Annotated in this window: 20 protein-coding genes; 10 read left to right on the forward strand and 10 right to left on the reverse strand. The window is 29.2% G+C overall.

The features are described from left to right. Positions 1–78: 78 nt before the first annotated feature. The 3 genes from pyrH (at position 79) to DIS07_RS03610 (ending at position 3,897) form a co-directional block, all read left to right on the forward strand. Positions 79–789, forward strand: a complete 711-nt coding sequence (gene pyrH / locus DIS07_RS03600) for a UMP kinase (RefSeq protein ID WP_109403872.1) — start codon at positions 79–81, stop codon at positions 787–789. Between the two features lie 93 nt (positions 790–882). Next, complete coding sequence (gene frr, locus DIS07_RS03605) at positions 883–1,437, forward strand: ribosome recycling factor (protein WP_109403873.1); 555 nt, start codon at positions 883–885, stop codon at positions 1,435–1,437. Between the two features lie 90 nt (positions 1,438–1,527). Beyond that, complete coding sequence (locus tag DIS07_RS03610) at positions 1,528–3,897, forward strand: efflux RND transporter permease subunit (protein WP_109403874.1); 2,370 nt, start codon at positions 1,528–1,530, stop codon at positions 3,895–3,897. A gap of 2 nt (positions 3,898–3,899) precedes the next feature. Here the strand turns inward: DIS07_RS03610 and DIS07_RS03615 are convergent, their stop codons facing one another. Then, complete coding sequence (locus DIS07_RS03615; protein ID WP_109403875.1) at positions 3,900–7,052, reverse strand: leucine-rich repeat domain-containing protein; 3,153 nt, start codon at positions 7,050–7,052, stop codon at positions 3,900–3,902. A gap of 159 nt (positions 7,053–7,211) precedes the next feature. Between DIS07_RS03615 and asnS the strand changes: the two genes are divergently transcribed. From asnS to DIS07_RS03630, 3 genes are read left to right on the forward strand one after another with little or no spacing between them, the layout of a single operon-like run. Continuing rightward, positions 7,212–8,645, forward strand: a complete 1,434-nt coding sequence (gene asnS / locus DIS07_RS03620; protein ID WP_109403876.1) for an asparagine--tRNA ligase — start codon at positions 7,212–7,214, stop codon at positions 8,643–8,645. Between the two features lie 24 nt (positions 8,646–8,669). Further along, positions 8,670–10,127, forward strand: coding sequence for an RNA polymerase factor sigma-54 (rpoN, locus tag DIS07_RS03625; RefSeq protein WP_109403877.1), 1,458 nt, complete (start codon positions 8,670–8,672; stop codon positions 10,125–10,127). Between the two features lie 26 nt (positions 10,128–10,153). Next, positions 10,154–10,726 (forward strand): hypothetical protein, encoded by a 573-nt coding sequence (locus DIS07_RS03630; protein ID WP_109403878.1) that lies wholly within the window; start codon positions 10,154–10,156, stop codon positions 10,724–10,726. Here DIS07_RS03630 and DIS07_RS03635 read toward each other — a convergent pair. From DIS07_RS03635 to DIS07_RS03660, 6 genes are all read right to left on the reverse strand, one after another. Continuing rightward, positions 10,721–11,347 (reverse strand): porin family protein, encoded by a 627-nt coding sequence (locus tag DIS07_RS03635; RefSeq protein WP_235869085.1) that lies wholly within the window; start codon positions 11,345–11,347, stop codon positions 10,721–10,723. The two genes, DIS07_RS03630 and DIS07_RS03635, sit on opposite strands and share 6 nt — an antisense overlap. Positions 11,348–11,515: 168 nt before the next feature. Next, entirely contained in the window at positions 11,516–11,980 is a 465-nt protein-coding gene (locus DIS07_RS03640; protein ID WP_109403880.1) for an ExbD/TolR family protein, read from the reverse strand. 18 nt (positions 11,981–11,998) lie between these two features. Then, positions 11,999–12,622 carry an ExbD/TolR family protein gene (locus tag DIS07_RS03645; protein WP_109403881.1) on the reverse strand — a complete coding sequence of 208 codons (624 nt, stop codon included), beginning with the start codon at positions 12,620–12,622 and terminating at the stop codon, positions 11,999–12,001. Positions 12,623–12,626: 4 nt separating this feature from the next. Then, a complete protein-coding gene (locus DIS07_RS03650; RefSeq protein WP_109403882.1) occupies positions 12,627–13,082 on the reverse strand; it encodes a hypothetical protein in 456 nt (151 codons plus the stop codon). An 8-nt stretch (positions 13,083–13,090) separates the two neighbouring features. Next, entirely contained in the window at positions 13,091–13,810 is a 720-nt protein-coding gene (locus DIS07_RS03655) for a MotA/TolQ/ExbB proton channel family protein (RefSeq protein WP_109403883.1), read from the reverse strand. 196 nt (positions 13,811–14,006) lie between these two features. Beyond that, complete coding sequence (locus tag DIS07_RS03660; RefSeq protein ID WP_109403884.1) at positions 14,007–15,050, reverse strand: asparaginase; 1,044 nt, start codon at positions 15,048–15,050, stop codon at positions 14,007–14,009. Between the two features lie 94 nt (positions 15,051–15,144). Between DIS07_RS03660 and DIS07_RS03665 the strand changes: the two genes are divergently transcribed. After that, positions 15,145–15,843, forward strand: coding sequence for a zinc metallopeptidase (locus DIS07_RS03665; protein ID WP_109403885.1), 699 nt, complete (start codon positions 15,145–15,147; stop codon positions 15,841–15,843). A 280-nt stretch (positions 15,844–16,123) separates the two neighbouring features. Here the strand turns inward: DIS07_RS03665 and lepA are convergent, their stop codons facing one another. Beyond that, complete coding sequence (gene lepA, locus DIS07_RS03670; protein ID WP_109403886.1) at positions 16,124–17,920, reverse strand: translation elongation factor 4; 1,797 nt, start codon at positions 17,918–17,920, stop codon at positions 16,124–16,126. Between the two features lie 176 nt (positions 17,921–18,096). On the opposite strand from lepA, the gene DIS07_RS03675 reads away from it, so the two are divergent. Both DIS07_RS03675 and DIS07_RS03680 read left to right on the forward strand, forming a co-directional pair. After that, a complete protein-coding gene (locus DIS07_RS03675) occupies positions 18,097–19,938 on the forward strand; it encodes a sensor histidine kinase (RefSeq protein ID WP_109403887.1) in 1,842 nt (613 codons plus the stop codon). Between the two features lies 1 nt (position 19,939). After that, a complete protein-coding gene (locus DIS07_RS03680; protein ID WP_109403888.1) occupies positions 19,940–20,701 on the forward strand; it encodes a LytR/AlgR family response regulator transcription factor in 762 nt (253 codons plus the stop codon). Here the strand turns inward: DIS07_RS03680 and DIS07_RS03685 are convergent. Beyond that, on the reverse strand, positions 20,698–20,973 hold the full coding sequence (locus DIS07_RS03685) for an EF-hand domain-containing protein (protein ID WP_109403889.1): 276 nt from the start codon (positions 20,971–20,973) through the stop codon (positions 20,698–20,700). The genes DIS07_RS03680 and DIS07_RS03685 overlap by 4 nt on opposite strands. A gap of 161 nt (positions 20,974–21,134) precedes the next feature. After that, positions 21,135–22,241, reverse strand: coding sequence for a TolB family protein (locus DIS07_RS03690; protein ID WP_109403890.1), 1,107 nt, complete (start codon positions 22,239–22,241; stop codon positions 21,135–21,137). Positions 22,242–22,283: 42 nt separating this feature from the next. Here DIS07_RS03690 and DIS07_RS03695 point away from each other — a divergent pair, with 42 nt between their 5' ends. Beyond that, positions 22,284–23,504: a M28 family peptidase gene (locus DIS07_RS03695; protein WP_109403891.1), complete on the forward strand. Its 1,221-nt coding sequence runs from the start codon at positions 22,284–22,286 to the stop codon at positions 23,502–23,504. Positions 23,505–23,536 lie beyond the last annotated feature (32 nt).

A 23,536-nucleotide genomic window follows, 5' to 3' on the forward strand; every position in this document is an offset into this window, starting at 1 on the left:
TTTGCGAGGTTTTTTATTTATCAAAAAAAAGGAAACTCGAAAAAAAATGGTAATTTTGCACAACTTTCAAAACAAAATATGCAATACAAAAGAGTGCTACTAAAATTAAGTGGCGAGGCTTTAATGGGTAATCGACAATACGGAATAGACCCTGAACGACTTTCTGAATATGCAAAAGAAATAAAACAAGTTGTAAATAATGGTATAGAAGTTGCTATAGTTATTGGTGGTGGAAATATTTTTAGAGGTGTTGCTGGAGAAGGTAATGGTATGGACAGAGTACAGGGTGATCATATGGGGATGTTAGCCACTTGTATTAATGGTTTAGCTTTACAAAGTGCATTAGAAGATGAAGGTGTTCATACAAGACTACAAACTGCATTAGAAATAAAAGAAGTTGCAGAACCTTACATTAAGAGAAAAGCAATTAGGCATTTAGAAAAAGGACGAGTAGTAATTTTTGGAGCTGGCACTGGTAATCCATATTTTACAACCGATACAGCTGCAGTTTTAAGAGCTATCGAAGTAAACGCGGATGCTATTTTAAAAGGAACAAGAGTGGATGGAATATATACATCTGACCCTGAAAAAAATAAAGATGCAATAAAATTTGAAAACATTACTTTTAAAGAGGTTTTAGATAAAGGTTTAAAAGTGATGGATATGACTGCATTTACATTAAGTGAAGAAAACAAATTGCCAATTATAGTTTTTGATATGAATAAAAAAGGGAATTTAGTAAAATTACTATCCGGAGAAAAAATTGGTACCGTTGTTGATAATCAATAATTGAAGAAACCTTCTCTAAAGATTATACTTTAGAGATTCTATTAAATCAATCCAATGATAATTGGAAATATAATCTTTTAAAATTTACTAAAAATGAACGAAGAAATAGAATTTATTTTAGATACTGCTAAAGAAGCTATGGATAAGGCTATTGCTCATTTAGAAAAAGAATTAAAAACGATTAGAGCAGGTAAAGCCACACCAGCAATGTTAAGTACAGTTATGGTAGATTATTATGGTTCTCAAACTCCTTTGAGTCAAGTTGCCAATGTAAATACTCCAGATGCTAGAACATTAAGTGTTCAACCATGGGAAAAAAATATGTTACAAGAAATCGAAAAAGCTATTCAAGTTGCTAATTTAGGTTTTAACCCAATGAATAATGGTGATGTTATTATGATTAATGTACCACCATTAACAGAAGAACGTAGAAAAAATTTAGCTAAACAAGCTAAAGCTGAAGCTGAGGATGCAAAGGTTGGTATAAGAAATGCTCGTAAAGAAGCAAATAATGATATAAAAAAATTAGATGTTTCTGATGATATGAAGAAAAATTCAGAAGCAGATATTCAAGATTTGACCGACAATTATATTAAAATAATTGATGGAAAATTAGCTACTAAAGAGACAGAAATCTTAACAATATAAAAATATAAAATGTAAAGAGTGTTTTTAAGCACTCTTTTTCATTTTTAAACTTAAACTCAATTTAACTTACCTTTGCGTAAATTTTTTTAAATGAATTTCTGGACAAAAGCTGCTGGTGTTATCTTAAGAAATCGTTACTTGGTTTTATTAGGTATAGCTATAATTACCGGTCTATTAGCAACTCAAATGAAGTATATGAAATTTTCATATACAGAAGCAAATCTTTTACCAGAAGATCATGAAGCAAATCTACAATACAATCAGTTTTTAAAAATTTTTGGGGAAGAAGGCAATTTAGTTATTCTCGGTATTAAAGACTCTACAGTTTTTACACCTAAAAAATTTAATGCTTGGAATAATTTGGTCAGGAAATTTGACAGCTTAGATGAAATTGATTTTACACTTTCTATTGCAGATGTTCAAAAATTAAAAGTAGATAGAAAAAAAAGAAAATTTGTTTTAGAGCCTTTGTATGATGAAGACCCAACAACTTCAAAAGAAGTTAAAAATATAAAAAACCAACTTTTTGAAAAACTCCCATTCTACGATAATTTATTATACAATAAAGAAACCGGAACTCTTCAAACAGCTATATACATCAAAAAGGAAATTATCAATACTCCTGTAAGAAGAGATTTTATTTTTAATACTTTAATTCCAATAATTGATAAGTTCGAAAAAGAAAACAATTTAGATGTTCGTGTTTCTGGAATGCCTTATATAAGAACCCTAAACGCTCAAAACATACAAGATGAAATTGGAAAATTTGTTGGTGGAGCTTTACTTATTACAGCTTTAATATTCTTCTTCTTTTTTCGTTCTTATAGAGCCACTTTTATTACGCTTCTAGTTGTAATGATCGGTGTAACATGGGCGTTTGGTTTTATTGGATTATTTAGATATGAAATTACAGTTTTATCTGCTTTAATTCCACCATTAATTATTGTAATTGGCGTACCTAACGCTGTCTTTTTAATTAATAAATATCAACAAGAAATTAAAAAACACGGACAACAAGCCAAAGCGTTACAACGTGTTATTTCTAAAATTGGAAATGCCACTTTAATGACCAACATTACAACTGCATCTGGTTTTGCAACCTTTGTATTTGTAAAAAGCAATTTACTTCGAGAATTCGGAATTTTAGCTTCTGTAAATATCATCAGTATTTTCATTTTGGCATTATTGATCATTCCAATCATCTATAGTTTTATGCCACTTCCAAAGAAAAAACACCTAAATCATCTTGAAAGAAGATGGATAGAAAATGTAGTAGATTGGATGGAAAGAATGGTTAGAAATCATAGAATTACTATTTATTTTGCAACTGTAATTGTAATTATTGCTGGAATCATTGGTGTGTATAAAATTAAAGTCTCTGGGAGTTTAATTGAAGATATGCCCAAAAGCGAAAGTTTTTATGAAGACATTAAATTCTTTGAAAGTGAGTTTGGTGGTATTATGCCTCTAGAGATTTTAATTGATACTAAGAAAGAAAAAGGAGTCATGAAACTTTCTACTTTAAAAAAGATGGAAGAGTTAAATGAAACTATAGAATCTTTTCCTGAACTTTCTAAACCAGTATCCGTTACTAATTTAGTAAAATACTCTAAACAAGCATATTACAGAGGAAATCCAAAATATTATCAATTACCAACAGTACAAGAACAAAGTTACATTTTTGCATATACCAAAAACTCTAATAGTGATGCTGGTATGTTGAAAAATTTTGTTGATTCGACAGGACGTTACGCAAGAATAACAACCTTTATGAAAGATATCGGCACCGAAAAAATGGATGCTATTCAAGAACGTTTAAAAGCGGTTATTGCTAAAGAATTCCCATCAGAAAAGTACGATGTTTCATTAACTGGAAAAGCTCTAGTTTTTATTAAAGGAACAAATTATTTAATAAAAAACTTAGTCATTTCTTTATCATTAGCTATTTTCTTAATTGCCATTTTTATGGCATGGATGTTTAGGTCTCCACAAATGATTTTTATATCCTTAATTCCAAATATATTACCACTATTAATTACTGCTGGATTAATGGGATTCTTTGACATCCCAATAAAACCATCTACTATATTAGTTTTTAGCATCGCTTTTGGTATATCTGTAGATGATACGATTCACTTTTTAGCCAAATATAGACAAGAATTAATTGCTAATAAATGGCGAATTAAACCCTCTGTTTATGCAGCTTTAAGAGAAACTGGCGTAAGTATGTTTTATACTTCTATTGTATTGTTTTTTGGCTTCTTAACTTTTACACTATCAAGTTTTGGAGGCACAATTGCTTTGGGTGGTTTAGTTTCTATAACCCTCTTATTAGCAATGGTTTCTAACTTACTTTTACTACCTTCTTTATTATTATCCTTTGAGAAGAAAATAGCAAACAAAAAAGTATTTAAAGAACCAGCAATGAAAATTTTTCCTCCAGAAGAAAAAGAAAAATAAATTTACTTTTTAACTATTCTTTTAGTGACTTTACCTTGTGCTGTATAAATATTTAAAAGATAAATACCTTTTGATAAATTAGTAATATCTATTGTATTAGTTATTTTTTTAAGAGATTTAATTCTCTCCCCTAATAACGTGTAGATTTCTAGGTTATCTATTTTAATATTGTTTGAAGTTTTAATTTCTAATACATTTTCTACTGGGTTTGGAAACACTAGAAATTGATTCTCTAAAAGATCCTCTTTTATAGATAAAGTATAATTACAATTATCAGAAAAAACAACTCCAGAATCAAAAGAAACACTAGAATCTCGTGAATAAGAGCTCCATAAATTTACATGTGAGTTATCAACCTCTATACACCCTAAATTAGGATTATTTCTAGCATGAAAACTTCCATAATTATTTTTATAATGACTGGGAGCTTTATTTATTTTTAGACCACTAATATTTGTGTTATTAACATTAATTCTATATAAATTATCAATATTAGAGGTTAATACATTTCCTTCAAAACTATTATTATTTATATAAAGCTGATTAAGACCTTTAATATTATCTATTGTTTCAGGAAATCTTCCTGAAAAGTTATTATAACCAATATTAAAAATTTCTAGAGAAGTTAATCTTCCAATTGAATCTGACAAACTTCCTGAAAGATTATTGTAACTTAAATTTAATTCAATTAAAGAAGTTATGTCATAAAAAAAGTCAGGAAAATCTCCTATAAAATTATTACTTGATAAGTTAAGATATCTAATACTTGACAAGTCTCCTATTGAAGATGGTATAGGGCCCGAGTATTTATTGTTAGATAAATTCAGGTTATCTAAAGAGGGTAAAGAAATAAAGTTATTAACATTTAAGTTTCCCGAAAAGTTATTGTTGTCTAAACGAATTGTTGCTAATTTATTTAAATTTTCACCAAAATAAGGAGTTTCTTCATTAAAGTAATTTCCACCTAAATCTAAATCAATTAATTCTGGTAAATTACTTAAACTAAAGGTGCCAGTTAAGCCATGTTCTGCCAAAAGAATTCTAGTTACTTGGACTTCATTATCAATTACCTCCGACTCTAAACCTTCCCAGATTGCCAAATTACCAGAAAAGGCTACATCTGTTAATTCCCAGTTCTCACCAATCCAATCTGTACCTCCACCAGTGCTTGTGTAAAAATTAGAAAGGGTTTCTCGAGCTTCAGCACTTAAGGTCTTTATTTCAGAACAATTTGCCGTAATTATTAAACCAGGCATACTATTCGCAACATACAATCTAGATCTCCAAGCATTTACCCAAGGAGTTGCAACATCTACACAGCCTAAGTATGGTAACTCTTGTAAGTTTATAGCGTCCCACCTGAAATTAGATGCTGGCGCATCTAATTTTAAACCTTCAATTTTGTTATTTTTTAAAGTTAATTTTTTTAAGATTAAATTATTACTTAAGTCTATAAAACCTTTTATTTTATTATAAGAAAGATGTAGTTCTTCTAAATAAAGTAGATTTCCTAAATTATCTGGCACCTCAATAAGTTCATTTAATTGACCATTTATATATGATAAAGCTTCTAGTGGACCAATATCAGGCATTAAACTTGTAATTTTATTACTACTAAAGTTTAAATATTCTAACTTTGTACATCCTTCAAGACCGGGTATAGAAGTCAATTTATTATTAGAAATGTTTAAATATTTGAGATTAGAAAGGTTGCTTATGTTAGGAAATTCTATTACACTGTTATTATTCAGTGTAAATTTTTCTAATGAGGTTAAGTTCCCTATTTCATTTGGCAACGCTATTAGCTTAGTATCTTTTAAATAAATCTCTTTTAGTTTTGTTAGCTCTCCAATTTCTGAAGGTAAGCTAGAAAGAATTTTTGTAGAATTAACATGATAATAAAATACCAAACTCTTTAATTCTGGAAGATTTTTAATTTCTGAATTTAAAGCCCCTTCAAAATCAATAAATCTTAATGATGTAATATTTGTAGAATTTAAGCTAAAGTCATGGGAAACATTAACCGAATACAAGTCCTGAATAGTTCCAACGTTAAAATTTGAATCAAGAATATACGAGAAATCATCATTATATCCACTTTCTAAAACTTTTTTTAGAGCACTTCTTTCATCATTAGAAACATAATAATTTCCTGTACATTGTTCAACAGGTACAACACCGCTATGAAATGTATAAGCCCAACCTTCTGATTGCATATAATCAAGCCAATCATTAGTTCTATTACCAACTTCCAAACAGGTTAAATAAGGATTATCTTCTTTAAAGTAAGATCTTATTGTATAATCAGTTGGATTGCTAGAATAGTTTAAATTAATAGTATTTTCAACACCAATTTTAATGGTTTTTAGTTTAGTTCTGTTAAAACTAATAACATTAAGTTTTTTTAAATTTCTTATATCTACTTCATGGTCTTTTATGCCTTGTATATCTATTTTTTGCAAATTAGTTAAACTATTTATGGCAGACTGAAAGTTTTGATAACCATCAAAATGAATGGCTAATGTTAGTAAATCTTTACAATTGGCAATTTTTGGAGAAACCTCTTTTAATGGATTGTTCCTTATATATAACTTTATAATTTTTGTAAAAGCTCCTATACCGTCTGAAATAGTTTCAAACTTATTATTACTTAAATTTAATATTTGAATTTTCTCTAAAGGTTTGTCTATTAATGGTAAAGAAGTAATTAAATTATTTTCTAATTGTAAATCCATTAAATTTGGTATATTACCTATATTATTGGGAATATTAGTTAGTTGATTATTATTTATATACAAATGAGTCAATTCAGGTAAATCCCAGCTTCCATCAATAAATTTTGAAATTTTATTATTATGAAGATATAAATACTTTAATTTTTTTAAACCAGATAAATCTGGAATTTCTCCTTTTAAATTATTAGCAATTAATTTTAATTCTGTTACATGGTCTTGACCATTAATATTTTCAACTTTAACACCATGCCATTCTCCAACATTTGCATTAGTATTCCAAAAAGTCCTATAGGACCAGTTGGTCCCATCAGTAGAATTATATAAAGATATTAAGGCTTCTCTTTCTTCTTGTGGTACTTGAGATAATACCATTTGAAACGGTACTAAAAATAAAAGTAGAAGTGTAATTTTATTTTTCATAACTATAGTTTTACCCAAAGTTAAAAAAAAAAACGAAAACCACTGAGAATAAGCACGTTATTTATTTATTAAATTTTATATTTTTATTGACATTTCTTTCATTGCTCATTCTGTTGCAAAAAAGTATCTTTACTTTTTAATATTTTATTTTTTATAACAATGATGAAGACAAGCGTTGCAGAAATTTTACAGACAGAAGCATTATTACAAGAAGTACAATTAAAAGGATGGGTAAGAACATTTAGAAGCAATCGTTTTATTGCTTTAAATGATGGTTCTACTATTAATAATATACAATGTGTTATCGATTTTGAAAACACACCAGAAGAAACTTTAAAAAGAATAAATACAGGTGCAGCTATTGCTGTAAAAGGAACTTTAGCAGAAAGTCAAGGAAGAGGACAGTCTGTAGAAATTCAAGTATCTGAAATTGAAATTTTAGGTGATTCTAATCCTGATGAATATCCAATTCAACCCAAAAAACATAGTTTTGAATTTTTACGTGAAAATGCTCATTTACGTATGAGAACCAATACGTTTAGTGCAGTGATGCGTGTACGTTCTAAGTTGTCTTTTGCTGTGCATCAATATTTTCAAGAAAGGGATTTTAATTATGTAAATACGCCTATTATAACCGGTTCAGACGCAGAAGGTGCGGGAGAAATGTTTAGAGTTACTACTTTTAAAGATAATGAAGCACCAATTGATGAAAATGGAAATATCGATTACTCAAAAGATTTCTTCGGCAAAGAAACCAACTTAACGGTTTCTGGTCAATTAGAAGCAGAAACCTTTGCGATGTCTTTAGGAAAAGCGTACACTTTTGGCCCCACATTTAGAGCTGAAAATTCGAATACAACACGTCATTTAGCCGAATTTTGGATGATTGAACCCGAAGTTGCTTTTATGGATTTAGATGGCAATATGGATTTGGCAGAAGATTTTATTAAATATGTGATTAATGCTATTTTAGAAAGATGTAAAGATGATTTAGCTTTTCTAGACCAACGTTTAACACAAGAAGAAAAAAGTAAACCGCAAGCTCAAAGAAGTGAAATGAGTTTGTTAGAGAAACTAAAATTTGTTGTAGACAATGACTTTAAGAGAATTTCTTACACGGAAGCAATTGACATTTTAAGAAACTCTAAACCCAATAAAAAGAAAAAATTTCAGTTTCCAATTAACGAATGGGGAGCAGATTTACAATCTGAACACGAACGTTTTTTAGTGGAGAAACACTTTAAATGTCCGGTAATTTTATTTGATTATCCTGCAAACATTAAAGCATTTTATATGCGTTTAAATGATGATGGCAAAACAGTAAGAGCAATGGATGTTTTATTCCCAGGAATTGGGGAAATTGTAGGAGGTTCTCAAAGAGAAGAACGTTATGATGTTTTAGGTGAAAAAATGAAAGCATTAGACATTCCAGAAGAGGAATTATGGTGGTATTTAGATTTACGTAAATTTGGAACTGCTGTTCATTCTGGTTTTGGTTTAGGTTTTGAAAGGTTAGTACAATTTGTTACAGGAATGAGTAATATTAGAGATGTAATTCCTTTTCCAAGAACGCCTCAAAATGCTGAATTTTAAACCTTTTTTTGTATATTTAAATCTATGCTAAAACAAAGCTTACAATATAAACTTTTACAAAAATTATCACCTCAACAAATTCAATTGATGAAGTTAATTCAATTGCCTACACAGGCTTTTGAAGAACGATTAAAACAAGAAATTGAGGAAAATCCTGCATTAGATACTGGTAAAGAAGAACCCGATTCGTTTGAAGATTCATTAGCTGATGAATATGATGATACTGGCAATGAAAAAATTGAAGCAGAAGACATAAACATTGACGAATATTTAAGCGATGATGAAGTTCCTAGTTATAAAACTCAAGCAAATAATTACTCTTCAGATGATGAAGAAAAAAACGTGCCTTATGCAGCAGGAACAAGCTTTCATCAGTCTTTAAAAAATCAATTAAACACGTATAGTTTAAATGATGAAGAAAAATCAATTGCAGAGTTTTTAGTGGGTAGTATTGATGATAGCGGTTATATTAGAAGAGATGTTTTAGATTTAGTAGATGACTTAGCTTTTACTGCAAATGTTTTTACAACTGAAGAAAAAGTGGTTTCAGTTCTAAAAAAAGTGATTCATACTTTAGACCCTATTGGTGTTGGAGCAAGAGATTTAAAAGAATGTTTAATTATTCAATTAAAAAGAAAAGAAAAAACAAAAAATAGAAGTTTAGCGATATCTGTTTTAGAAGAAGCTTTTGATCATTTTGTAAAAAAACACTACAAGAAACTACTTGAAAAATTCAATATTTCTGAAGAAGAATTGAAAGAAGTTAATATCGAAATTTCTAAATTAAATCCAAAACCAGGAAGTTCTTATGCAGGTAATAATAAGATTGCTGAACAAATTGTTCCCGATTTTTCAATTAAAATTACCGACGGTGAATTAGATCTTACTTTAAACTCTAGAAATGCACCTGAATTGCATATTTCGAAAGAATATAATAATATGCTAAAAGGTTATCAAGAATCTAAAACAAAAAGTAAATCCCAGAAAGATGCTGTGTTTTTTATAAAACAAAAATTAGATGCTGCTAAGTGGTTTATTGATGCGATTAAACAAAGACAACAAACACTTTTGGTTACAATGAACACCATTATGCATTATCAATATGAATATTTTTTAACTGGTGATGAACGTAAGTTAAAACCAATGATTTTAAAGGATATCGCAGATAAAATTAACATGGATGTTTCTACCGTATCTAGAGTAGCCAATAGTAAATATGTTTCTACACCTTATGGTACAAAATTGATTAAAGAATTCTTTTCTGAATCAATGAAAAATGACCAAGGTGAAGATGTATCTACCAAAGAAATTAAGAAAATTTTAGAAAATGTAATTGCAGAAGAGAACAAGAAAAAACCTTTAACTGATGAAAAACTTGCTGGGATTTTAAAAGAAAAGGGATATCCTATAGCAAGAAGAACGGTTGCCAAATATAGAGAGCAATTAGACTTACCTGTAGCACGTTTACGAAAAGAAATTTAGTGAAGTTCCACAAATTCATATCTGTTATGTTACATCCAATTGTAATCCCAACAATTGGTGTACTCTTGTATTTTATTTTAGTACCAAATCGGTTTGATAGTAATCAAAAACTTACAGTACTGGGTTTTATTTTTGTTACAACATATATAATACCGCTAATAATTCTTATACTTTTTAAAAGATTAAAATTAATAAAATCATTTAAAGCAGAAAGTATAAAAGAACGGAAAATTCCGATTGCAATGATGATTGTATTATTCTATTTATTAGGAAATACTTTAGATTACACCCCTAATTTATCGGATTTAGGGTTATTGTTTTATGCAACTTCTTTTGGTTTAGCAATTATTTATGTGCTCTTTATTTTTAAATTTAAAACTAGTATTCACCTTTTATCTTTAGGTATATCGGTAGGTTTTTTTCTAATCTTACATACAAAGTACAGTAAAAGTTTTACTATAGTTATTATTATTAGTTTGCTTCTCTCAGGGCTATTAGCTAGCGCTAGAATTCATTTAAAAGCGCATACTCAAAAAGAAGTTTATATTGGTTTTTTTCTAGGTTTTATAGCTCCAATAATTGTAAACTATTTTTTATAGTACATAAAAAATCAGACCAAACTTTATAATTTTAGTCTGTATATTTTCGCCATTAATTGTAGCGTTATTAAAAACAGGAGTCATCCCGTAAAATACATTTATATTAAACTCATCATAACCCGCAGAAATTGTTAAACCGTATTGGAATTTATTATAAGATGATATATTTCTATAACTAAATTGCATGTTGTTATTGTCTAAGTAATCAAAAGTATTGGATAAATTATACAGAAATTTCACCCCTGTATAAACTCTCCAAAAATTATATTTATTTGCGTTCGAAGTTCTCCACCTGATTTCTAATGGAAATTCTAGATTATGGGATTTAAAAAAATTGGAAGAAATTGAATTATCAGAAGAAAAAACACTAGTATTATTTACTTCATCTACTTTCAATTTATGGTTAAAAGAGTCAAAACCATATCCTACACCCATTGCGATTGCAAAGGTACCTTTCTTATTTAAAATAATATCTTTTATGAATCCTGATGATAATGCAAAAGAGAAACTACTTCTTGTAATTACACTAGGTTGATTGTAAAACTGTGCATAAGAAATAGTTGCATAAATTTGATCTTCAGCATACCTATCTCCAAGCTGTAAAGAATCTTTTTGAGCCATACAATTTAAGCCCAAGAGAGTTAAAAATATAGAGAATACAAATTTATACATAGAAAAATAACGTTATATAAATATACAATATTTCGATTGCAAAGAAAAAATATAGTTGTAAATAAAAAGGGATGATTCTAATGAATCATCCCTTTTCTTATTTTTACATTTAAAAAATTAATTAGCAGCAGCCTTAGAAGCTGAATAACTAATTTTAAGAGCGTTTACATCTCTTAATTTTAATCTGATATCAGTTATAGTTCCAACACTAGATTCTTTATCTGCTTTTATAGAAGTTGTCATAAATGGCACTTCTGCTTCAGAAACTTTAGATCTAGCATTAATAATAAATGCAGGAACTTGATCTGCAGTTGCAATTTTATCATTCAACTGAATTCTATTAAAACTAGTACCATATTTGGCATCTTTAGCTTTACCTACATATATCGTTGTAACTAAACTTTTATGTTCTAATTTTTTAACCTCTGTTGCAGAAGGTAATCTTGGAGCTTCTATCTGTAAAGAAGTTTCTCTCATGGTAGTTGTTACCATAAAGAAAAATAACAACATAAAAACAATATCTGGTAATGCTGCAGTATTAACTGCTGGCACTCCTTTCTTCTTTTTTCTAAACTTAGACATATTGTTATATTTTAAAAATTAATTAGATGTAGGTTCAGCGTCAGAAATAATTTGAGGATAACTTGTTTTGATATCTTCTACTTTCTTTTTTAAATCTTCATTATCTCTATCATCTTTATAAGCTTCTTCCAACTCCGGAAAAGGAATTTTATATCTTTCTAGCGATAGTCTGTTTCGTAATTCTGCATACGCTCTTAACAATTCGTTTTGAACTGTTAAATAAGTTCCATATTCAGTTAACCTATCACTCTGAACAGATATAATCGCTTTATTAGGATGATCTGATGATTTCTCACTTCTTTCACCTTTACAGTAATTACAAGGCCCAGTGGCTACACCATTCTCGACCTTTCCTTCACCTCCACCATTATCTATAAATTTAACAGCAGCATCTTTAAGGTCTTTAACTTCCATTCTTTCACCTTCTACCAAAAGCTCATTATTTCTGTTAATATTTACTTCAAAGATGTTCTTTTCTTTTATTACAGGTGGAACATAATCTGCTGGTGGTTTTTCAGATAATTTCTTAGAAACACCAGAATCTACATTCATAGTAGTTGTTACCAGAAAGAAAATTAAAAGCAAGAAAGCAATATCTGCCATCGAACCTGCATTAATTTCTGGAGTATCTCTTCTTGCCATCTTTTTATGATTTTATTAATCCTTTTACTAAATCGTAAACAAAAAACATACTTGCTACAAAACCTAAGGCTACACTATACCATATTCCAGTACCCACCCATTGGTTTGTAGAAGATCCTGCTTCTCCACCTTCTAACACTTTTCCTTGTGAATCTAAAACAGCTTCACTATCTGCTAAGAAGTATGCAAAAACCAATACTACACCTAACATAGCTACACTTAATAATGTCTTTTTTAAATTATCTGGATTTGTAAAAAGCCCAATTAAAGAAAGAATTACAGTTGCTCCAATAGCAAAATATATTAATATGGTAGAAAAAGAAACGATACTACTTACTGCGCTATTTAAAGCTTCAGTATCATCTGCATCAGTCATAAAAATTCTGATGAAGAGAAATGCTCCAATCAAAGCTATAACAGCAATGAAAATGCTTAAAATTTTCGATATATTATTCTTCATAATGTATCCTACTTTTTATATTTTACTAATAAATCAATCAATTGAATAGATGCATCTTCCATGCTATTTACTATACTATCGATTTTAGAAACTATGTAGTTATAAAAGATTTGTAATATAATTGCTACAATTAAACCAAATACAGTAGTTAATAATGCTACTTTAATACCAACTGCTACAACTCCAGGAGAAATATCATTTGCTACTGCAATCATATCAAAAGCTTGAATCATACCAATTACAGTACCCATGAAACCAAGCATCGGTGCTAAAGCAATAAATAAAGATAACCAAGATACATTTTTCTCTAATAATCCCATTTGTACTCCACCATAAGAAACAACTGCTTTTTCAGCTGCATCTACTCCTTCATCTACTCTATCTAATCCTTGATAAAAGATTGAAGCAACAGGTCCTTTTGAATTTCTACAAACCTCTTTAGCAGCTTCTACACCTCCAGAACTTAAAGCATCATCAACACTTGCCACTAATTTTTTAGTATTTGTAGAAGCCATGTTTAAATATATAATTCTTTCTATTGCAATGGCTAAACCTAAAATTAAGGCTACTAATACAATTCCCATAAATCCTGGGTCACCCTCAATAAAACGTTGTTTTAATTCTTGGTGGAAAGTTTTTTCTTCAGCTGCTTCTTGTGCGAAAGTTGATTGAATTGCTCCAAAAAACATAAATCCTGCTATTGATAGGATATTTACTACTTTTTTCATCGTTGTTATAATTATTTTAATAGTTAACGGGTTAAAGATATAAATTTTCAACTCAAAAAAATAATAAGTTGGTTATTTTAACTCTAAAAAAGTAAAAAAACAGCTTATTATGTTTAAGAGAGTGCCAAGTAACAAAAAATATTTGAACATTTAAAAAAAAACACTCAATTTGTTAAGCGGAGTTTACTTTTAAAAATTATATTTTTTTATCTGTCATTTCACCCCTCATAGATTTTTCGAATAAAAATGTAAACTCTTTTGTTGATATTTTTTTAGATAATAAATGCATCAATTTGGCAATTGCTGATTCGGTTGTAATATCTCTACCATTAATTACGCCAATATCATTTAAGGCAACACTAGTTTCATAGTGACCTTGAATAACCTGACCTCCAATACATTGTGTAACATTTACAATCTTGACACCTCTATCAATAGCCTCTTTAAGCATTTGAATAAATGAAGCTTTTGTAGGTGCATTTCCAGAACCAAAGGTTTCTAATACAACGCCTTTTAAATTTGGAATTTCTAAAATACTTCTTACTACTTGTTTACTGATACCAGGAAATAGTTTTAAAATTACAATATCATCAACTAAATCTTTTCTAACAATCAACTCATTATAATCTTTTATTGGTTGATGAATCAAGTGATTATTAAAACTTAAATGAACACCACTTTCTGCTAATGGTGGATAATTCATAGAACTAAAAGCCTCAAATTGTTCTGCACTAATCTTTGTTGTTCTGTTAGCTCTGTATAATTTGTACTCGAAATACAAACAAACTTCAGAAATTACTGGTTTGTTTTTTTCTTTAGTTGCAGCAATTTGAATCGAAGTAATTAAATTTTCTTTCGCATCTGTTCTTAAATCTCCAATAGGTAATTGCGAGCCTGTAAAAATAATTGGCTTCTTAAGGTTCTTTAACATAAAACTTATCGCTGAAGATATATAAGACATTGTATCAGATCCTGTTAAAATTACGAAACCATCAAATTTTGTATAGTTTTCTTCAATAATCTCTACGATATCTAGATAATACGAAGTATTCATATTAGAAGAATCTATAGGTTCTTTAAAGGAAACACTTTTAATATTACAATTTAACTGTTGTAATTCTGGAATTTTTTCAACAATCTGACTAAAATCAAATGCTTTTAAGGCTCCGGTTTTATAGTCTTTAATCATTCCAATGGTTCCGCCAGTGTAAATAAGTAGGATGCGAGGTTTATTTGCCATTTTGTCATTTTTATATTCCAAACAATAAAATGGAATACTTTATGTTGTAAATTTATCAAACAAAAATGATATACAATTTAAAACATTTTAAATTATGGTAATAGGTATAGAATACTATATAATAATTGGTGTAATATCACTATTTAGCTGGTTAGTGAGTAATACTTTAAAAAGAAAATTTAAGAAATATTCTAAAGTTGAGCTCAGAAATGGAATGAGTGGAGTTCAAATTGCAGAAAAAATGTTAGCTGATAATGGCATTTATGATGTGAAAGTCATTTCCACTCCAGGTAGACTTACTGATCATTACAACCCAAAAGACAAAACAGTAAATTTAAGCGAAGCTGTTTATAATCAAAGAAACGCTGCTGCTGCTGCTGTTGCTGCTCACGAAGTTGGACATGCTGTTCAACACGCTAAAGCTTATAAATGGTTAGAAATGCGTTCTAATTTAGTACCAATGGTAAACGTTTCTTCTAAATTTTCACAATACTTAGTTATGGGTGGATTATTACTTGGAGCTGCATCTAACTTAGGATATTGGGTTTTAGCTGGTGGTGTAGTATTAATGGGAATAGCTACTTTATTTAGTTTTATAACTCTCCCTGTAGAATATGATGCAAGTAATAGAGCTTTAGCATGGTTAAAAAATAAAAATATTGTAAGTAGAGAAGAATTCGCAAGTTCTAAAGATGCTTTAAAATGGGCTGCTAGAACCTATTTAGTTGCAGCTTTAGGTTCATTAGCAATGTTAGCTTATTGGGTTTTAAGGTTAATGGCTAGTAGAGACTAATTGTAAAAATGATTTTTATAAAACTTTTATCTAGCTTCGATTTTATTGAAGCTTTTATTTATTTAATTTTTTAGACCAATGAACATTGGTTGAGCTCTTACTTATCAATAAAAGCAATTAGTTTAACCCTGATTAAAACCGTATCCTTTTTAGGCTAAACTTGATTCAGTATAAAAAGATATAACGAAAAGCTGGAAATAGCTTCAAATAAAGAACCTTTTTGATTTCTCAAAAAGGCTCTTTCTATATTCTTTTATCTAATTTCTCTATTCTAAAGATATTAATCATTCAGCTTTAAAACAGCCATAAATGCTTCTTGCGGTATTTCTACATTACCCACCTGACGCATTCTCTTTTTCCCTTTTTTCTGCTTTTCTAATAGTTTACGTTTTCTAGAAATATCTCCACCATAACATTTTGCAGTTACATCTTTACGTAAAGCTTTGGTAGTTTCTCTGGCTATAATTTTTGCTCCAATTGCAGCTTGAATAGGGATATCGAACTGTTGTCTTGGAATTAATGTTTTTAATTTTTCTACAATCTTTTTACCAATAGTATAAGCGTTATCCGCGTGTAAAAGTGCAGAAAGCGCATCTACAGAATCTCCATTTAATAAAATATCTACACGCACTAATTTAGATTCTTTCATACCTATTGGATGATAATCGAAAGAAGCATATCCTTTAGAAACTGTTTTTAAACGATCATAAAAATCGAATACAATTTCTGCCAAAGGCATTTCGAAAATTAATTCTACTCTTTGTGTAGTTAAATACGTCTGATTTACAATTTGCCCTCGTTTTTCGATACACAAACTCATTACTTGCCCCACAAAATCTGATTTCGTTACAATGGAAGCTTTAATAAATGGCTCTTCTACTCTATTTAATTTAGATGGCTCTGGTAAATCTGACGGATTATTTACAATAATGGCTTCTTTGGGGTTTTTGTTGGTATACGCAAAATAAGAAACGTTGGGAACTGTGGTGATTACAGTCATATTAAACTCACGTTCTAAACGCTCTTGAATAATTTCCATATGCAACATCCCTAAGAATCCACAACGAAAACCAAAACCTAAAGCTGCTGAACTTTCTGGTTGAAACACCAACGAAGCATCATTTAATTGCAGTTTTTCCATAGAGTTACGCAACTCTTCATAATCTTCTGTATCTACAGGATAAATACCAGCAAAAACCATTGGTTTTACATCTTCAAAACCATCAATTAAATCGGTTGTTGGATTTGCAAAATCGGTAATTGTATCTCCAACTTTTACTTCTTTTGCAGTTTTTATTCCGGTAATTAAATACCCAACATCACCTGTTTTTATTTCTTTTTTAACAACTTGCTCTAGTTTTAAAGTACCCACTTCATCAGCACTATATTCTTTACCAGTTGCCATAAATTTTATTTGCTGATTCTTTTTAATAGAACCATCAATCACTCTAAAATAGGTTTCAATACCTCTGTAAGAGTTAAAAACCGAATCGAAAATTAATGCTTTTAATGGCGCATCAGGGTTTCCTTTTGGCGCAGGAACTCTATCTATAATGGCCTCTAAAATATTATCAACCCCAAAACCAGTTTTTCCACTTGCGTGAATTACTTCTTCAGGATCGCAACCTAATAAATCTACAATATCATCTGTAACTTCTTCTGGGTTCGCAGATGGTAAATCTACTTTATTCAGCACAGGAATAATTTCTAAATCATTCTCTAAAGCTAAATATAAATTTGAAATCGTTTGTGCTTGTATGCTTTGAGCAGCATCTACAATTAATAGAGCACCTTCACAAGCGGCAATAGATCTAGAAACTTCGTAAGAAAAATCTACGTGACCTGGAGTGTCAATTAAATTTAGAATATATTTTTCTCCATTTAATTCATAATCCATTTGAATTGCGTGCGACTTTATGGTAATTCCACGTTCGCGCTCCAAATCCATATTATCTAATAACTGATTTTGTTTTTCACGCTCAGTTACAGAGCCTGTATAATCTAACAATCTATCTGCTAAGGTACTTTTACCGTGATCTATATGTGCGATGATGCAAAAGTTTCTGATGTTTTTCATACTTCGTATTCTCTCAACTTATTTTTGCAAATATAGTTAAATATGTACTAGAATTGTTATTGACAAACAACCTTGTTAAAACAGTTTACACGCAATATTTGCAGTTTACAAGAAAAGTATTTTATAAATATTATAATGATTGTTTTTTTGTGGTATAATTATTTAATTTTACTACAATGAAAAAGTTATTCTATTCTTTATGCTTTCTATTAATTACGTTTCAATTCTTTTCTCAAGAAACTGAAAAACTTCCTAAAGTTCCTTGGGAGGAAATTGTTGAAATAAAGAATCAGTTCTACACACCTCTTAGAAAATGGAAACAAGATATAAAGGTTAAATTAAAAGGAAATTACACATCAAAAGACTCTTTAGACATTGCTAGAGCATTAAATAAATTAGACTCATTAACCGAAACTATATCTATTAAATTTTCTGAAAATCCTTTTGAAAATAATTTGAGAATAAATTTTATAGATACCACAAACTCTAAAAGAAACAATATTGCAGAATCTAGATTTATGTTTGGTCCTAAACAATCTATTCATAATGCAACTATTAAAATATATAATTATGAAAGGAATATAGATATAAATTTTGAAGAACTTATAAAAGTTGAGATTGCAAGGGTATTGATTTCTGGTCATTTCTCTTTAGTAAATAGAAAAGCAAAAAGAGCCAGCTTTTTTAATCCTAATAAAATTCCCAAGCTATTAAATAAGAACGACATTGCTATTATAAAAGAGGTTTATAAGCCTAATTTTAAAGATAACCTTAAAATAGCCGAAGTTCGATATAAACATGTGATAGCATCTATAAATAAAGATATGGCAGAAGCTCGTAATCATAAATTATGGTGGGTTAGAAATCCTTTTTCTGTTATTATTTTACCAGCTTTACTTTTAATATTATTTTCTATTTATTTTCTCGGAAAATTAAAAAAATTCTTATCAACTAAAATTAAAAAAGATTGGTTACGATTTGGAATTTTGATGATTACGTTTCTATTTTTTGCTGATATTATCATTATTTTATCTGTTTCCTCTTTCGATTTTTTAACAATTCCAGATGATTATAGTAAGGTTCCTTTTATCAGGTTCGATACCATCATTTCAACAATTATTTTCTCGTTACTAGCTCTTCCAGTTTTATTTTTATTTCGTTTTATTGAAACCAAGATTCAAGAAAAAGCTAATTCTATTTTAGTAAAAACCTTTTTCATATTTGCTTCAACAGGATTTTTACCTTTTGTGTTTCTATGTATTTTGGCTATGATAAGTGCTGGAGAAAGAGTGAATAATCAAAAAATTTATAAAATGTTAGCAAACTCATTTGTTGTATTAATGATTATTGCAATTATAAGAGCTTTAATTAGTTACTTTATTTTTAAAGAAAAAAAGCTAATCTTAGACAATGAATTAGAAATATCTAACCTAAGAGAACTAAAAACGAAAGCAGAATTAAAATCGCTTCAAGCACAAATCAATCCTCATTTTTTATACAATTCTTTAAACTCCATTGCAAGTTTGGCAAAAATTGATGCCGAAAAAACGCAAAAAATGGCGTACTCTTTATCTGATTTATTTAAATATTCCATTAACCGAAAAGGTCAAAAAATGAGTACAATTAAAGATGAAATAGAAATGGTAGAAGCTTATTTAGAAATTGAAAAGATTCGCTTTGGAGACCGATTACAATTTATTGTAGAAGTAGATAACGCTATTAAAAATCATAAGATTCCTTTGTTTTTAATTCAACCTTTAATCGAAAATGCAGTAAAACACGGTATCTCAAAAAAAGCTGCGCAAGGTGAAATTCGATTAAAAATTAAAGAAAAAACCGAACAAATTATCATATCTGTTTCAGATAACGGTCCAGATTTTCCTGACGGATTGTTAAGCGGTCATGGTCTGCAAACGGTTTTCGATTTGTTACGTTTAAGTTATGGAGATAAGGCTACTTTAAATTGGACCAATTCACCAGAAAAAACAATTGTAATTACCTTACCTAAAAACATTTAAAATGAACAAGCCTTATACTACCATTATTATTGATGATGAAGCTCCAGCAAGAGTAGGTTTGCAAAATTTATTATCAGAGTTTCCAGAAACCTTTCGTATTATCGATACTGCAAAAAATGGTTTTGAAGCTCAAGAAAAAATAGAGCGGTTACAGCCTGACCTTATTTTTTTAGATATAGAAATGCCAGAATGCAGTGGTTTTGAGCTTTTAGAAAAATTATCTAAAATACCTATTGTAGTGTTTTGTACTGCCTATGACCAATATGCTTTAGAAGCTTTTGAAACCAATAGTATCGATTATTTGGTAAAACCCGTAAAATTGGAACGAATTTCAAAAACGGTTAAAAAACTAAATTCTTTTCATCACAATAAAACATCCGAAGAAATTTTAAGTGTTTTAAAACAAATTAATAGTAAAAATGAAGTAAAAAAAATGACTTCTATTACTGTAAAGAAAAACGATAAATTAATTTTTATAAAATTAGATGATGTCCATTTTTTTCAATCAGACAATAATTATACAAACATAAATAGCGAATCAGGAAATTATTTAAGTACAGAGTCTATAAGTAATTTAGCTGAGAAATTACCCGATAATTTTATTCGTGTTCATAGAAGTATTATTATCAACAAAGACCATGTACATGATATTCAAAAATATTTTAACAGCAGATTTATCATTACCTTAAACGATAAAAAAGCCACAAGCGTTACTTCTGGTAGAAGTTTTAATGAAAAGATAAAAAATTGGATGAATATTTAATAATCTCTTTCAAGTTCTGCAATCGCAACTTTAAACTCTTCCCAGCTAATGGTATCATCGCTTGATTTATCATAGCCTTTTAGCAACTCATTGGCTACAAAACTTCTAATAAATCCATTTACTTCAGCATCTCTTAAAAGTTTTTTTATTTCAGTTTTTTTTAACCTTCCATTTTTATCTGAATCAAAAAACTGAAAAGCTTCTTCTGGAGAATCAAATTGATTGGTTATTAAAATTCTAATTTTTCGTAAAATACTTTCTTTAGCTCCCATAAATTTATCTGTAATTTAATAATGCATTAAATTAATAAATATTATTGAAATATTTTATGATAAAACTCATCTAGTTATAAAACTACACTCTACCTTAGTCTTGCCATTCTGCAATAAACAAGTTGGTATCTCTTGTGATGTATTTCAGAATCACAATCCTGTTAGTCTTGCCATTCTGCAATAAACAAGTTGGTATCTCTACCACCTCCATTATTTCTGTTAGAAGAAAAAATTAATTTTTTACCATCGTTAGAAAATACTGGAAAGGCATCAAAAGTTTCTCCGTGTGTTATTCTTTCTAAATTTTTTCCATCTAAATCTATCATATATAAATTGAAAGGAAAACCTCTTTCAGATTCAAAATTAGATGAGAATAAAATCTTTTTTCCTGAAGGATGAAAAAACGGACTCCAATTAGCATTTCCTAAATCCGTTAATTGACGTAAACCTGTACCATCAGCATTACAAATATACAATTCCATTTGAGTTGGTTGTACTAAACCTTCTTTCAATAAATCTTGATATTCTTTAATTTCTGCTGCTGTTTTTGGTCTTGAAGAACGGAAAATCAATTTTGTACCATCCGGAGAGAAAAAAGCACCACCATCATAACCCAATTGATTGGTTATTTGTTTTACATCAGAACCATCAATATTCATTGTAAATAATTCTAAATCACCTGTCCTCATTGATGTAAATACAATTTTATCTCCTTTAGGAGAAACAGTTGCTTCTGCATCATACCCTTTTTCAGTGGTTAATTGTTTAGTAATATTTCCTTCTAAATCTGCTACAAAAATATCGTAAGAATCATAAATTGGCCATACATATTTACCCTCTCTTCTTAAAGGTGCATCTGGGCATTCTTTTCCTCCAAGATGCGTTGAACCGTAGACGAATTCTTTATCTCCTGGTAAAAAATACGCACAAGTTGTTCTTCCTAAACCTGTTGAAATCATTGGTGGTTTTTTATTTTTAAACGTTTCATCAGCATTCATTAAAAACATTTGGTCACAATTAACTCCCCAACCTTTATTGTTTGACTGAAATATAATTTGTTTGTCATCAAAACTCCAATAAGCTTCTGCGTTATCACCTCCAAAAGTGATTTGTTTTAATGATTTAAAATGCTTTTCTTCTGGATAAATTAAACCACCTTGCCATTTTTTTGTTTCACCTGAGTAAGCATCATCTTTTTCTTTTTTCTTATTTTTACAAGAAGTAATAAACAATGTTACAATTACCAAAAAAAGTACTCTAAATTTCATCTGTAATCGGTTTTATTTGTAACAAAAATACTATATATCACTATGAGAAACCTTTTATTTTTAATCTTTTTGTGTGTTTTTATAAGTTGTCAAAAAAATACAAATCAAGAAAACCGTATTAAAGAAGATGTTTCTTTTTTAGCTTCTGATAAACTAGAGGGCAGACAAACAGGAACTGAAGGCGAAAAAAAAGCTGCAGATTATATTCGTAAACGATTTGAAGAATTGAAACTATCTGAAAAGGGGACTAACGGATATTTACAAGCTTTTACATTTAAACCGAAAACAAATCCGCATGATGAAGTAAAGTTTGATGTAAATGGTGATGGATCTATAACAGGAAATAATATTATAGGTTTTTTAGATAATAAAGCAGAAAACACAGTAATTATTGGTGCTCATTACGATCATTTAGGGTATGGAGGAGATGGTTCATTGTATAGAGATTCTATTAAAGCAATACACAATGGAGCTGATGATAATGCTTCTGGAGTAGCAATTATGCTAAATTTAGCAGCTAAACTAAAAAATAAAAACATTAATAATAATTACTTATTTATAGCTTTTTCTGGAGAAGAAATGGGGTTGTTAGGCTCTAATTATTTTGTAAAAAACCCAACAATAGATGTTAAAAAAGTGTCTTACATGATTAATATGGACATGGTCGGTAGATTAAAAAAAGATTCTACTTTGGCTGTATACGGCACAGGAACTTCGCCAATTTTTAAACAGACTCTTAGATCTCATAATAATAATTTTAAACTAATTCAAAAAGAGTCTGGAGTTGGACCAAGTGATCATACTAGTTTTTATTTAGCAGACATTCCTGTATTGCATTTTTTTACGGGACAGCACGATGACTATCATAAACCTGGAGACGATTCTGAAAAATTGAATTATAAAGGAATGGAAATAATTGGTAATTATATTTTTAACATAATTTCTGATTTAAATGATAATGGTAAATTAGCATTCAGAAAAACTAAAAATGAGAGCAGTCAAGTTCGTTTTAAGGTTGGTTTAGGTGTTGTACCTGACTACATGTTTGATGGAAAAGGAATGAGAATTGATGGAATTTCTGAAAACAAACCCGCTCAAAAATCCGGTTTACAAAAGGGAGATATTGTGATACAATTGGGAGACAGTTTAGTTACCAATATGATGAGTTATATGAGAGCTTTATCTGTTTTTAAAAAGGGAGATAAAACTAAGGTTGTAGTAAAAAGACAAAACAAAAAGGTTGAAGCTGAAATCAACTTTTAACATATTTATTTTATATATTTGATAATCAAATA

The sequence above is a fragment of the Polaribacter aquimarinus genome (assembly GCF_003129485.1).
In the GTDB taxonomy this organism is placed as follows: domain Bacteria; phylum Bacteroidota; class Bacteroidia; order Flavobacteriales; family Flavobacteriaceae; genus Polaribacter; species Polaribacter aquimarinus.

Bases quoted from the DNA above. Each gene is read 5' to 3' on its own strand.
- DIS07_RS03645 (WP_109403881.1), bottom strand. From the start codon at position 12,622: ATGGCAAGAAGAGATACTCCAGAAATTAATGCAGGTTCGATGGCAGAT.
- lepA (WP_109403886.1), bottom strand. From the start codon at position 17,920: ATGAAAAACATCAGAAACTTTTGCATCATCGCACATATAGATCACGGT.
- DIS07_RS03655 (WP_109403883.1), bottom strand. From the start codon at position 13,810: ATGAAAAAAGTAGTAAATATCCTATCAATAGCAGGATTTATGTTTTTT.
- DIS07_RS03665 (WP_109403885.1), top strand. From the start codon at position 15,145: ATGGTAATAGGTATAGAATACTATATAATAATTGGTGTAATATCACTA.
- DIS07_RS03630 (WP_109403878.1), top strand. From the start codon at position 10,154: ATGTTACATCCAATTGTAATCCCAACAATTGGTGTACTCTTGTATTTT.
- frr (WP_109403873.1), top strand. From the start codon at position 883: ATGAACGAAGAAATAGAATTTATTTTAGATACTGCTAAAGAAGCTATG.
- DIS07_RS03660 (WP_109403884.1), bottom strand. From the start codon at position 15,050: ATGGCAAATAAACCTCGCATCCTACTTATTTACACTGGCGGAACCATT.
- DIS07_RS03675 (WP_109403887.1), top strand. From the start codon at position 18,097: ATGAAAAAGTTATTCTATTCTTTATGCTTTCTATTAATTACGTTTCAA.
- DIS07_RS03640 (WP_109403880.1), bottom strand. From the start codon at position 11,980: ATGTCTAAGTTTAGAAAAAAGAAGAAAGGAGTGCCAGCAGTTAATACT.
- pyrH (WP_109403872.1), top strand. From the start codon at position 79: ATGCAATACAAAAGAGTGCTACTAAAATTAAGTGGCGAGGCTTTAATG.
- DIS07_RS03690 (WP_109403890.1), bottom strand. From the start codon at position 22,241: ATGAAATTTAGAGTACTTTTTTTGGTAATTGTAACATTGTTTATTACT.
- DIS07_RS03635 (WP_235869085.1), bottom strand. From the start codon at position 11,347: ATGGCTCAAAAAGATTCTTTACAGCTTGGAGATAGGTATGCTGAAGAT.
- DIS07_RS03610 (WP_109403874.1), top strand. From the start codon at position 1,528: ATGAATTTCTGGACAAAAGCTGCTGGTGTTATCTTAAGAAATCGTTAC.
- asnS (WP_109403876.1), top strand. From the start codon at position 7,212: ATGATGAAGACAAGCGTTGCAGAAATTTTACAGACAGAAGCATTATTA.
- DIS07_RS03650 (WP_109403882.1), bottom strand. From the start codon at position 13,082: ATGAAGAATAATATATCGAAAATTTTAAGCATTTTCATTGCTGTTATA.
- DIS07_RS03695 (WP_109403891.1), top strand. From the start codon at position 22,284: ATGAGAAACCTTTTATTTTTAATCTTTTTGTGTGTTTTTATAAGTTGT.
- rpoN (WP_109403877.1), top strand. From the start codon at position 8,670: ATGCTAAAACAAAGCTTACAATATAAACTTTTACAAAAATTATCACCT.
- DIS07_RS03680 (WP_109403888.1), top strand. From the start codon at position 19,940: ATGAACAAGCCTTATACTACCATTATTATTGATGATGAAGCTCCAGCA.
- DIS07_RS03685 (WP_109403889.1), bottom strand. From the start codon at position 20,973: ATGGGAGCTAAAGAAAGTATTTTACGAAAAATTAGAATTTTAATAACC.
- DIS07_RS03615 (WP_109403875.1), bottom strand. From the start codon at position 7,052: ATGAAAAATAAAATTACACTTCTACTTTTATTTTTAGTACCGTTTCAA.